General features: G+C 60.4%; 10 protein-coding genes. 2 read left to right on the top strand and 8 right to left on the bottom strand.

Going from position 1 to position 10,923, the window contains the following annotated elements; all coding sequences use genetic code 11:
- Nucleotides 1-9: 9 nt before the first annotated feature.
- Nucleotides 10-663: a lipopolysaccharide core heptose(II)-phosphate phosphatase PmrG gene (gene pmrG, locus AC1RME_RS06420; RefSeq protein ID WP_096821451.1), complete on the bottom strand. Its 654-nt coding sequence runs from the start codon at nt 661-663 to the stop codon at nt 10-12.
- Between the two features lie 326 nt (nt 664-989).
- Here pmrG and AC1RME_RS06415 point away from each other — a divergent pair, with 326 nt between their 5' ends.
- Complete coding sequence (locus tag AC1RME_RS06415) at nt 990-2,303, top strand: sensor histidine kinase (RefSeq protein WP_096821450.1); 1,314 nt, start codon at nt 990-992, stop codon at nt 2,301-2,303.
- Here the strand turns inward: AC1RME_RS06415 and AC1RME_RS06410 are convergent.
- The 5 genes from AC1RME_RS06410 to AC1RME_RS06390 form a co-directional block, all read right to left on the bottom strand.
- Nucleotides 2,261-2,812 carry a PqiC family protein gene (locus AC1RME_RS06410; RefSeq protein ID WP_096821449.1) on the bottom strand — a complete coding sequence of 184 codons (552 nt, stop codon included), beginning with the start codon at nt 2,810-2,812 and terminating at the stop codon, nt 2,261-2,263. The two genes, AC1RME_RS06415 and AC1RME_RS06410, sit on opposite strands and share 43 nt — an antisense overlap.
- 16 nt (nt 2,813-2,828) lie before the next feature.
- Nucleotides 2,829-4,484: a PqiB family protein gene (locus AC1RME_RS06405; RefSeq protein WP_096821448.1), complete on the bottom strand. Its 1,656-nt coding sequence runs from the start codon at nt 4,482-4,484 to the stop codon at nt 2,829-2,831.
- 113 nt (nt 4,485-4,597) lie between these two features.
- Complete coding sequence (locus tag AC1RME_RS06400) at nt 4,598-5,899, bottom strand: NAD(P)/FAD-dependent oxidoreductase (protein ID WP_096821447.1); 1,302 nt, start codon at nt 5,897-5,899, stop codon at nt 4,598-4,600.
- Nucleotides 5,896-6,984 (bottom strand): polyamine ABC transporter substrate-binding protein, encoded by a 1,089-nt coding sequence (locus AC1RME_RS06395; protein WP_096821446.1) that lies wholly within the window; start codon nt 6,982-6,984, stop codon nt 5,896-5,898. The genes AC1RME_RS06400 and AC1RME_RS06395 overlap by 4 nt, the downstream gene beginning before the upstream one ends.
- Before the next feature lie 90 nt (nt 6,985-7,074).
- Nucleotides 7,075-8,433 carry a glutamine synthetase family protein gene (locus AC1RME_RS06390; RefSeq protein WP_096821445.1) on the bottom strand — a complete coding sequence of 453 codons (1,359 nt, stop codon included), beginning with the start codon at nt 8,431-8,433 and terminating at the stop codon, nt 7,075-7,077.
- A gap of 162 nt (nt 8,434-8,595) precedes the next feature.
- Between AC1RME_RS06390 and AC1RME_RS06385 the strand changes: the two genes are divergently transcribed.
- Nucleotides 8,596-9,501 carry a helix-turn-helix domain-containing protein gene (locus tag AC1RME_RS06385; RefSeq protein ID WP_493090795.1) on the top strand — a complete coding sequence of 302 codons (906 nt, stop codon included), beginning with the start codon at nt 8,596-8,598 and terminating at the stop codon, nt 9,499-9,501.
- Between the two features lie 18 nt (nt 9,502-9,519).
- Here the strand turns inward: AC1RME_RS06385 and AC1RME_RS06380 are convergent, their stop codons facing one another.
- Nucleotides 9,520-10,266, bottom strand: a complete 747-nt coding sequence (locus AC1RME_RS06380) for an anti-sigma factor family protein (RefSeq protein ID WP_096821443.1) — start codon at nt 10,264-10,266, stop codon at nt 9,520-9,522.
- The gene (locus AC1RME_RS06375) at nt 10,259-10,789 is read right to left on the bottom strand and encodes a sigma-70 family RNA polymerase sigma factor (RefSeq protein WP_493090793.1); all 531 of its coding nucleotides are present in this window, start codon (nt 10,787-10,789) and stop codon (nt 10,259-10,261) included. Before AC1RME_RS06375 ends, AC1RME_RS06380 begins: the two co-directional genes overlap by 8 nt.
- Nucleotides 10,790-10,923 lie beyond the last annotated feature (134 nt).

The raw sequence follows: 10,923 nt of genomic DNA, 5'->3' as shown, positions 1-10,923 counted from the left end.
ACTAAAGCATTAATGATTTTTGAGTTGGGACCAAGCGTCGGCATTCATGATGCCCAGCACTTTAAGTTGCCCCTTGTCATCGATGCGTACGAACAGGGTGCTGCCGTAATCGGCGGCGATTGCGTGGGGGAAACCGGTCTGTTTTTCAAAGTCGCTGATGCAGCCGCTGTGGGTGACCAGCACCAGATTGCGTTGCGCCACCTTGTGCGCCACCACGTCGTTGCGCAGTGAAGAACCACAGGACTCAAGCCAGATCTGGGCTGTGGCGTCCTGCCCGAACATGGCACGCGCCGTTTGCACGGTACGCGTCAGCGGGCTGGTGAACACCTGAGCCTGCTGCATGCCCAGTGCCACGAAGCCTTTGCCCACCAGCGCTGCAGAGTCGTTGCCGGCCTTGGTGATGCCGTCGGCCGGGCCCAGGCAAAGATTGTCGGAACGGTCGCAACGTTCGGCATGACGCACCAGAGCAACGACTTCGCCGGCCTGCCAGGCCTTGGTCAAATCAGCCTTGGCCGCATGGCCGGCCTGGCCCAGATCGATGGGCGAACGGGTCATCCAGACGAAGCCGCTGACCAGCGCAATGACCAGTAACGAACCGATGATGGTCAGCAGTCTTCCAAGTCGCAGCGTCCGACGTTGTTTATATGTCGCTGTTAATTGCATCTGTCGCTCCACGGCATGCCCCTTGACGTCGCAGGCGAGATTGGCCGGCGATTTAACCAACTTTTATAGTTTTGAACTTGAATAATGGCTGAACATTACGTTTGTGCACGTTGGGGGGCAGTGAAGAACATGTGAAAAATTTGCGAGAGTTGAAAATGCGCAATTAATCGGGTGTTTGATAACCAAACTCAAATACCCTTTTTTTACCGGCCTGGCTTAACAAATGTTTATGTTTGCGGTGAAGCTGCGCAGGTTCGGTCAATGTCGCGGAGCTCGCCTGTTTTTGACCGCGAAGTCTGAAATCAGCAGTGGAGTCATCGACCCGAATGGATCTCAAGCAAAGCCTGACGAAACGGATCGTCATCGTGTTCGCTTTGATGAGCGCCCTGGTCGCCGGGGTGTTTGCGCTGGGCATCGTTGCCGCCGTGCATGTGGTCGAACACAAACTGGCCACCAGCACCCTGAGTGGCGGTCTGCACCGGTTGCTGGCGATGGATGACATCAATCGCTGGAGCCATCAGCCGGAAAAGAGTGAATTATTTTTTTTCGAAGGCGGACCCGGGCCCATGGCACTGATTCCGTCACTGGCCGCGCTGTCACCCGGATTCCAGGAAATCATGTTCAACGGCGACGATTTTTTCGCGATGGTCGAGGTGGTCGGCGGGCGCAAATACGTGCTGCTGCGTGATCAGGAAAGCCTCGAACAACGTGAGCGGTTGCTGTTCATCGTGGTCACGGTCGGGTTTCTCCTGAGCATCCTGCTGGCGATCATGCTCGGTCGGCTGTTGGCGCGGCGCGTGATGGCGCCGGTCATTCGTCTGGCTCGCCAGGTTCGCCACCGCGATCAGCTGTTGGTGCTGGCGCCCCCGCTGCACCCGGACTATGCAGCGGATGAAGTGGGAGAGCTGGCGTTGTCGTTCGATCAGACGCTGGGGCGTTTGCGTGAAACCCTGAGCCGCGAAAAACTGTTCACCAGCGATGTCAGCCATGAACTGCGCACGCCGTTGATGGTGCTGGGCGGCTCCTGTGAATTGTTGCTCGCCAATCCGTCGCTGGATCCCCGTTCGACCGCACAGGTCAATCGTATCGCCCGGGCCAGCCACGAGATGCGCCAACTGGTCGATACCTTCCTGATGCTGGCTCGCGCCGAGGATGATGCCGGCAATGATATTTGCGTCACCCTCAAGGAAGTCGCCGATGCTCAGTGCGAGATCTGGGGCCGACTGATTCGCGAAAAAGGGCTGGAGTTTTACTACGACGTGGATCAGCCCTGCATGGAACGTTTCAACCTGACGTTTCTGCAATCGGTGATGGGTAACCTGCTGCGCAATGCCTGGCATTACACCGATCGGGGTTTTGTCCGATTGACCGTGATGGCAAACGGTTTTGTCGTGGAAGACAGTGGCATCGGCATTCCGGAAGAACAGCGCCAGGCCGTATTTCAGCCCTTCGTGCGCGGTGACGAAGGTCGGGGAGAGGGGCTTGGGCTGGGATTGTCGCTGGTGCAGCGGATCTGCAAGCGACAGCAATGGCAGGTGAACCTGAGTACGGGCGAATCCAACGGTTGCCGCTTCAGCGTGAAGTTGAGCCCTGCCGCTCAGGACGCCGGCGGACAGCCCCGTCCATTGCCCGCCGCCTGAGTGATCTGCGCAGCCAGTCGCTTGACGTTGTTCTGTTGTGCAATCACCAGTTCATTGATGCTCGGCCCGGACGGCGTTTGCAGGACTGAACGGCAGGTGAGCAGCCCATTGTCGGATTCACCGGTTGCGCGCAGTCGCCATTTGGCGTCGATCAGCGCGTATTGCCCGGGAAGCGAATCGAAACGTTGCACGTCGATGCGCACCGAGACTTTGCGCGACCCAGCGGCGTTGCTCAGTTGATCCACCAGCGCACTGCGCAATTCATCGGCCAGGCTTGCACCCCACCATTCGGTTTCCAGAATCGCCAGGCCACTGCTGCCCTGGCGGATGACGATCTGCGGCCGGTCGACCTGCGGCGGCACGCTGATGCCTTCAATCGCGATGTCCGAGCCCGATCTGCCGGCCGCCGGTTGTGCCGGGGTCAGAGTATGAAAGCTGATCGGGTCGCTGCGACAGGCACCCAGCAGCAGGCACGCAGCCAGCACGGTGAACTTCAGCGGTAAAGCCATGGGACAGCTCCTGTGCTCAATTGCGCGGCGGTCCTTTGAGATCCAGCGGCGCGGCGTTGTCGGGGCGACCGCGAATCAGCGATTCCGGATGACGGCCCAGGTAATCCGACAGTTCACGCAACGAGCGCGACATGCGCCCGAGTTCGTCGAGGGTCTGGGTCAGTTGCTCGCGTTGCGGCGAGTCTTCGGCCAGCGTCGAACTCGCCGATTGCAGGGTCTTGCTCACGTCCGCCAGGGTGCTCTGAACACCGGGCAGGGTCTTGGCGTTGAATTGGGTCAGGCCTTTGCGCAGTTCCACCAGATTGCTGTCGAGATTGCCGGCGATGCGTTCCACCGGCAGCTTGTTGAGTTTGTCGACCATGGCCTCGAGTTTTTCCTGCAACTGTTCGAGGCTGCCGGGGACGGTCGGAACGCTGATCGGGCGAGCGGTGGGGTCAAACGCGACTTTTTCGGCTTTGGGGAAGAAGTCCAAAGCGATGTACAGCTGACCCGTGAGAAGGTTGCCGCTGCGGGCCTGGGCGCGCAGGCCGTTGTCGATGAAGGTGCCGATCAGACGCACGCCGGCGGCTTCGTCGTCCGGGTTGTGGTTGAGCACCTTGAGCATCTTTTCGTGGGCCCGTCCCAGACGTTGCGGGTAGATCACGATGCCGACGTTGAGCGGGAAGCTGCGTTTTTTCTCGTCGAAGTCGAGGTTGATGCTCACCACCCGGCCGATCTCCATACCGAGGAATTCCACCGGAGCATCGACCTTGAGACCGCGCAGCGCCTGATCGAAACGCAGGCTCAGATACTGCGGCTTGCCGTTGGGCGGGGCGAGGGCGGTCATCTGGTCTTCGAACAGATCGAAGGACTTTTCATCCGCCGCGGCGACATCGTTGGGGCTGTAATCGGGTGCGCGGAAGGCGATGCCACCGACCAGCAAGGTCGACAACGATTCGGTTTTCACCGCAAAACCATTGGCACCGACGTTCACGTCAATGCCGCTGGCGTTCCAGAAACGGGTGTTTTCCGTGACGTAGGCATCGTTCGGTGCGTGAATGAACACTTCGATATTCACCCCTTTGCCGTCGGGGTCCAGGGCATAGGCCACCACCTGGCCGACCGGGATCTTGCGGTAGTAGACGGGGGAGCCGATGTCCAGCGAACCCAGATCCGAGGCGTGCAGGTTGAAGCGCCTGCCCGGTTCGCCATAGGTGATCGGGGGCGGGTTTTCCAGGCCTTTGAAATACTTGGCGCGATCGTTCGATTGGCCGATATCGGCACCAATGTAATCGCCAGACAGCAGGGTATCGATGCCCGACACGCCACCCGCGCCGATACGCGGGCGTACCACCCAGAATTGCGAGTCTTCGCGGGTGAAAGTTTCGGCCTGTTTGGACAGTTTGATCGTGGCGTTGACGCTCTTCTGGTCGTCGCTCAGTTCGACATCCGAGACCTGGCCGACCACCACGTTGCGGTATTTGACTTCGGTCTTGTTGGCGGTCAGACCGCTGCCGGTCTTGAAGGTGACGACGATCGTCGGGCCTTCCTGCATCAGGTTGTGCACCACCAGCGAAATGCCTACCAGCACGGCGACAATCGGCACGATCCACACCAGCGAAATGCTGAAGCGCCGGGTCTTGATCGGTGCCTGGCCGGGTGCTCGCGGTTGATCGGCGGCTGACGACTCCATCCATGACCTCCAGAGTGTGTTGGGCACTGAGCGTCAGGAACGCAAAAGCACTTCATCAATATAGAAGTGCTTTGCGATAGAGCAAATGTGCAGGTCGCTTCAAGCCGCGAGGTTCAGCCGAGCATTTCCCGCAGGCGATACCAGAACATGCCCAGTGCCAACAACGGCGAGCGCAGCGCCGGGCCGCCGGGGAAGGTCATGTGCGGCACGCCGCTGAACACGTCCATGCCCTGGCTGTGGCCGGCGTGAATCGCTTCGCCCAGCAATTTGGCGCACCAGTGCGTGACGTTCAGGCCATGGCCGGAATAGCCCTGTGCGTAGAACACGTTCGGGTGCTGCTTGAGGCGCCCGACCTGCGGGAAGCGGTTGGCGGTGATGCCGATCTTGCCGCCCCATTGATAGTCGATGCGCACATCCGCCAGTTGCGGGAACACCTTGAGCATCTTCGGTCGCATGTACGCGGCAATATCCGCCGGATCCTTCCCGGAGTAATGGCAGGCACCGCCAAACAGCAGACGCCGATCCGCCGAAAGCCGGTAATAGTCGAGGCCGACCTTCTGGTCGCAGAGCGCCAGATTCTGCGGGATCAGTTCGGCGGCGCGTTCCCTGGACAAGGGTTCGGTGGCGATGATGTAGCTGCCGGCGGGCAGGACCTTACCGCTGAGTTGTTGCTCGAGTTCGTCCAGATGCGCGTTGCAACCGAGCACCAGGCTGCCGGCGCGTACCGTGCCCGAAGCGCAGCGCACTTGTACCGTCGCACCGTGGATGATTTCCAGCACCGGGCTCTGCTCGAAGATACGCACCCCGAGCGAAGCTGCCAGCCGCGCTTCGCCCTGAACCAGATCGAGCGGGTGCAGATGGCCCGAACCCATGTCGATCAGGCCACCCTTGTAGACACCGGCGTTGACCACTTGCCGACGAATATCTTCGGGGCCGACCAGACGTGTTTCGTGGGCATAACCCGAGGCCGCGAGACTGTCCTGTTCGGCCTTGAACGCTTCGAACTGCGCCGTGGTGTTGGCCAGTTCGCAGAAGCCCCAGCGCAGGTCGCACTCGATGGCGTTGTCGCCGATGCGCCGACGCACCAGTTCCACCGAGTCGACGCCGGCCTGTTGCAGGTAGCGCACGCCTTCTGCGCCGACATGGCGGGCGAAGCCCTCGACTTCATGGCCGATGCCACGGATCAACTGGCCGCCGTTGCGCCCGCTGGCGCCCCAACCGATGCGCCGGCCTTCAAGCAGCACCACCGAGAGGCCGCGCTGGGCCAGCTCGATGGCGGTGTTGACGCCGGTGAAGCCGCCGCCGATCACGCAGACATCGGCGATCAGGTCGGCTTCAAGTGCAGGGTAGGACGTGCTCGACCGGGCCGACGCGGCGTAGTAGGAGCGGGCGTGTTCCTGGGTGTACTGATTCATTTGTTCGACTTCACTTTGCTCCAGGAACGGGTCATCAGACGCATGATCGACTGGGGCGGGGTGGTGGAAATGTAGAGTTTGTCGAGCACCTCCTGAGGCGGATAAACCTCAGGATTGCTGACCAGTGCGACGTCCATGTATTGCTTGGCCGGCGGGTTCGGGTTGGCATAGCCGACCGAGGCGCTGACCTTGGCGATCACTTGCGGATCGAGCAGGTAATTGATGAAGGCGTGGGCTTCTTTGGTGTTGCCGGCATCGGCGGGAATCGCCAGCAGGTCGAACCACAGGTTCGCGCCTTCCTTGGGAATCGCATAGGCGATGTTCACGCCGTTGTTTGCTTCCTTGGCGCGGTTGGCGGCCTGGAACACGTCGCCGGAGTAACCGAAGGCCACGCAGATGTCGCCGTTGGCCAGGTCCGACACGTACTTCGAGGAGTGGAAGTAGGTGATGTACGGGCGGATGCTCAGCAGCTTGGTTTCGGCTTTCTTGAAGTCTTCCGGGTTTTCGCTGCGCGGGTCCATGCCCATGTAATTGAGGATCGCCGGGAACACTTCGTCGGCCGAGTCCATCATCGACACGCCGCACTGGGTGAGTTTTTTCAGGTTCTCCGGCTCGAACAGCACGGCCCAGGAATCGATGTGGTCGATGCCCAGCACCTGTTTGACCTTGTCGACGTTGTAGCCGATGCCGTTGGTGCCCCACAGGTACGGCACCGAGTGCTCGTTACCCGGATCGTTTTTCTCGAGCAGGGCCAGCAGTTTCGGGTCGAGGTTCTTCCAGTTCGGCAGTTGCGAACGATCCAGCTTGAGGAACGCCCCGGCCTTCACCTGACGGGCCAGGAAGTGGTTGGACGGCACCACCACGTCGTAACCGGTGCGACCGGCGAGCAGTTTGCCTTCGAGGGTTTCGTTGGAGTCGAAGACGTCGTAGATCACCTTGATTCCGCTGCCGGCCTGGAAGTCGGCGAGGGTGGTCGGGCCGATGTAATCGGTCCAGTTGTAGACGCTGACCTGGGGTTGGGCTTGCGCACCTGCGCTGCACGCCAATGCCAGGGCGGCGGGGATCAGGGATTTCAACAGACGCATATCGACACCTCTTCGAGTTGGATTTTTTATGCTCGTAAAGTCGGTAGGGATCGCTCCCGGACAGTGTCCGGGAGCGATCAGGTCGCAGGCTTAAACGCTCAGCAACAGGAACTCACGCTCCCAGGAACTGATCACGCGCTTGAAGTTTTCATGCTCGGCACGTTTCACTGCCACGTAGCCGCGCACGAACTTGCTGCCCAGATACTCGGCGACGGTGTCGCACTCTTCCATCTGGGTCAGGGCTTCTTCGATGGTGATCGGCAGGCGCAGGTTGCGGCGCTCATAGGCGCGGCCTTCGACGGCGGCACTTGGCTCGATGCCCTCGACCATGCCGATGTAACCGCACAGCAGGCTCGCGGCAATCGCCAGGTACGGGTTGGCGTCAGCGCCGGGCAGACGGTTTTCCACGCGCATCGCTTCAGGGCCGGAGGTTGGAACCCGCAGGCCGACAGTGCGGTTTTCTTCGCCCCATTCGACGTTGACCGGTGCCGAGGTGTCCGGCAGGAAGCGACGGAACGAGTTCACGTTGGGCGCGAACATCGGCAGCACTTTCGGGATGAATTTCTGCAGACCGCCGATGTGATGGCGGAACAGATCGCTCATGGTGCCGTCGGCATTGGCGAAAATCGGTTTGCCGGTGGCGATTTCCACCACGCTCTGGTGCAAGTGCATGGCGCTGCCAGGCTCATCGCCAATCGGTTTGGCCATGAACGTCGCGGTGACGTTGTGCTTGAGCGCGGCTTCACGCAGGGTGCGCTTGAACACGGTGATCTGGTCGGCCAGATCCAGGGCGTCGCCGTGACGGAAGTTGATCTCCATCTGCGCCGGGCCGTCTTCGTGGATCAGCGTGTCCAGGTCCAGGCCTTGCAGTTCGCACCAGTCGTAGACGTCTTCGAACAGCGGATCGAATTCGTTGGCCGCATCGATGGAGAACGACTGACGTCCGCTCTCGGCGCGACCGGAACGTCCCAGCGGCGCCTTCAACGGCAAATCCGGGTCTTCGCAACGCTGGGTCAGGTAGAACTCCATTTCCGGCGCGACAATCGGCTTCCAGCCCTTGTCGGTGTACAGCTGCAAGACTTTCTTCAGCACGTTGCGCGGCGACAGCTCGATCGGGTTGCCGAACTTGTCGAAGGTGTCGTGGATCACGATGGCCGTCGGTTCGATGGCCCATGGCACCACGTACACCGCGTCGCTCACCGGTTTGCAGACCATGTCGATGTCGGCCGGGTCGAGCAGGTCGTAGTAGATGTCGTCGTCGACAAAATCCCCGGTTACCGTTTGCAGCAGCACACTTTCCGGCAGGCGCATGCCTCGCTCATGCAGGAACTTGTTGGTCGGTGCAATTTTGCCGCGGGCGATGCCGGTCAGGTCGCTGACCACGCATTCCACTTCGGTAATCTTGTGATCTTTCAGCCACGTGAACAGCTGATCGAAAGGGGCATTCATAAAGACCTCGTCGTTGGTTTTATTGACGCGGGGGAAGTGCGATTTCATCTTTCGCAGGCTTCCCCTGTGGCGCGTTGACGACTATCTTGGGCGGGCCTTGCCGTTCCATCTATCCACTTTAAGCAGCACCAAAGCGCACCAAAAGAGTGCGCAAGGTCTCCCATGACAACGTGTAATCCGCTACAGGTTCAAGCTTTCAACACCGCCGATGTCGCCGAACAGGTTCGCGCCACACCGGGCTGGGTCCAGCATTACCAACAGATGTCGCCGGGGCATTTCGCCGGGCGAATCCGCTATCTGGACTTGCAAGGTGTAGAGGTCTACGAAGAACAGATGAACACCCGGGTCGAGCAGAATTTCAGTGCACCCTCGGGGTCTCTGGCGTTCTGTTTCGATCGCAGTGACAACGCGCTGTACCTGCTGAACGAAGAGAGCCGCAACATCTGGATCACCCCGGAGAACTATCAGGAAATCGCCGTGGTGTTCGGCCCCGAGTTCGTGCGCCGCAACGGCCTGGACGTGGCCCGGCTGGAAGGTTTGTTCATGGCGCCGCTCAACGGCGCACAGAACGCGCTGTTCAGTCGCTGGTTAAGCTCGACTCTCACGAAGCTGTCGCAAACCCTTGATCAGCCAAGCAAAGAAGCACTGACCCAACAGTTGCTGGAGGACTGTCTGTTCATCCTCGACAACGCTTGCGTGTGCCTCGACAGCGGCGGTCTGCAGCGCCGCGCGGAAGAGCGCACGACCATGAAACGGGTGGGGGAATGGGCGGCGGACTCGCCGGAGGAAACCCTCAATCTGCTGGAATTGTCCCAAGTGGCCGGGGTATCGCTGCGGCAATTGCAGCAGACCTTCAAGGCCTACACGGGGATGTCACCGACCCAGTGGTTGCGCCTGCGCCGGCTCAATGGGGCGCGCCGGGAATTGCTCAGAAGCGCCGCTTCAGGCACCACGGTGGCCGAAGTGGCGATGAATTGGTCGTTCTGGCATCTGGGGCGGTTTTCCAATAGCTATCGGGCGCTGTTCGATGAGTTGCCGAGTGAGACATTGAAGCGATCGTGCCGCTAACGGACGGGATACATTCTTTCAAGCGCCGTTCCTGAGCAACTGACCGAGCGCCTCCAACTCACCTTTCTCCACATCGGAAACCAGCACGAAACGCATGTGACCGGCCTGCCAGGAAATCACGTTGAAGCCGCGAATCGTCTGGCTCTGCGACGGTTTGTCGGCGTCCGTTGTCGGCAGGATAAACACATTGATGATGTGCTTGGCGCGGCCGTAACTCAGGGCAGCGGTGGTCTGGTGTTGCAGGTAATCCAGTCGCCCGCCGAGCAGTGGAAAGCCCTGCGCCGAGTAGTCGACGACGGGGGGCGAGAAGTCGAGTTTGCCGGTGAACCAGGGTTTTACGGTGTGGCGGTCGGACGACACCACATCGTTCAAGTGAGCGCCCATCAATGAGCGCACGTGGCTGGAGACGGCTTCGTCCATCAACGGCTGTTCGCTGCCCGGTGTTGCCACGTAAAGCACCATCGCCAGGGCCAGGGCCGCTGCTGAAATTGCCGGGGCGAACCATTTTCGCCAGCGTTCGAACGGGCTCGACGAAGCCGGCGCAACGGCGGCAAGCACGCTGGCCGTCAGTGATGCCGGCGCGGAGTAATACTGCGCATGGCGCTTCACACTGACCTTCAACAGTTTTGCCTCATCATGCAGCCGCGCGCAGTCAGCGCAGGTGGCCAGATGCGCAGCGACATCCGCCGCCATCGCCGGATCAAGTTCCTGATCCAGATAGCCCTGCAGTTGTGTCTGGCAAACCGTGCAGTGGAGTTCATTCATGATCGTGCAACTTCAGTAGTTCGAGCTTGAGCATGGCGCGGGCCCGGGCCAGCCTCGACATGACGGTGCCGATGGGAATATCCACCACCAGCGCGATGTCCTTGTAGGGCATGTCTTCGAGTTCCTTGAGCACAATGACCTCGCGAAACGCCGGCGGCAAGGCGCTCAGTGCCTGCTGGAGCAACGCCGCGTTTTCCGTGTGAATGGCCAGCAGTTCCGGACTCTGGCTGTGGCTCAGTGCGCCGCCGCTATCGCTGCTATCGCTGCTATCGCCGGTTTCGTCATCGATAGCGACCCAGTGGCGTCCGGCCGAGGCTTTGAGCCAGGTGTAGCTTTCGTTGCGCACGATGGTCAGGAACCAGGCCTTGGCGTTGCCATCGGCAAAACGCTGCAAAAACCTGAAGGCGCGCAGGGCGCTTTCCTGCACGACGTCCCGTGCAGCGCTGTCGTTGCCTGTGATCCAGCGCGCGAGGTTGTAAGCCGCGTCCAGGTGCGGCGCAATCAGTTCCTCAAATCGATTCATAATGGTTTCCGCACCGTCACACCCCTATAACCGTGATGCGTCGTGTTTTATTCCCTGAAAAGAATTTGTTTTGCAGCGTGGAATAAACGTTCGCCCCGCGTGGTTCTACCTGGTGTCAGCTACATCACTGTAGT

The organism is Pseudomonas sp. GW822-FHT03F08, assembly GCF_058801265.1.
The sequence above is the reverse complement of the archived record's forward strand: the minus strand, read 5'-3'. Positions and strand labels throughout refer to the sequence as shown.

What these genes read in the sequence shown, in the direction of transcription:
- AC1RME_RS06405 (WP_096821448.1), bottom strand. Translation starts at nt 4,484, where the DNA reads ATGGAGTCGTCAGCCGCCGATCAACCGCGAGCACCCGGCCAGGCACCG.
- AC1RME_RS06385 (WP_493090795.1), top strand. Translation starts at nt 8,596, where the DNA reads ATGACAACGTGTAATCCGCTACAGGTTCAAGCTTTCAACACCGCCGAT.
- AC1RME_RS06375 (WP_493090793.1), bottom strand. Translation starts at nt 10,789, where the DNA reads ATGAATCGATTTGAGGAACTGATTGCGCCGCACCTGGACGCGGCTTAC.
- pmrG (WP_096821451.1), bottom strand. Translation starts at nt 663, where the DNA reads ATGCAATTAACAGCGACATATAAACAACGTCGGACGCTGCGACTTGGA.
- AC1RME_RS06390 (WP_096821445.1), bottom strand. Translation starts at nt 8,433, where the DNA reads ATGAATGCCCCTTTCGATCAGCTGTTCACGTGGCTGAAAGATCACAAG.
- AC1RME_RS06415 (WP_096821450.1), top strand. Translation starts at nt 990, where the DNA reads ATGGATCTCAAGCAAAGCCTGACGAAACGGATCGTCATCGTGTTCGCT.
- AC1RME_RS06400 (WP_096821447.1), bottom strand. Translation starts at nt 5,899, where the DNA reads ATGAATCAGTACACCCAGGAACACGCCCGCTCCTACTACGCCGCGTCG.
- AC1RME_RS06395 (WP_096821446.1), bottom strand. Translation starts at nt 6,984, where the DNA reads ATGCGTCTGTTGAAATCCCTGATCCCCGCCGCCCTGGCATTGGCGTGC.
- AC1RME_RS06410 (WP_096821449.1), bottom strand. Translation starts at nt 2,812, where the DNA reads ATGGCTTTACCGCTGAAGTTCACCGTGCTGGCTGCGTGCCTGCTGCTG.
- AC1RME_RS06380 (WP_096821443.1), bottom strand. Translation starts at nt 10,266, where the DNA reads ATGAATGAACTCCACTGCACGGTTTGCCAGACACAACTGCAGGGCTAT.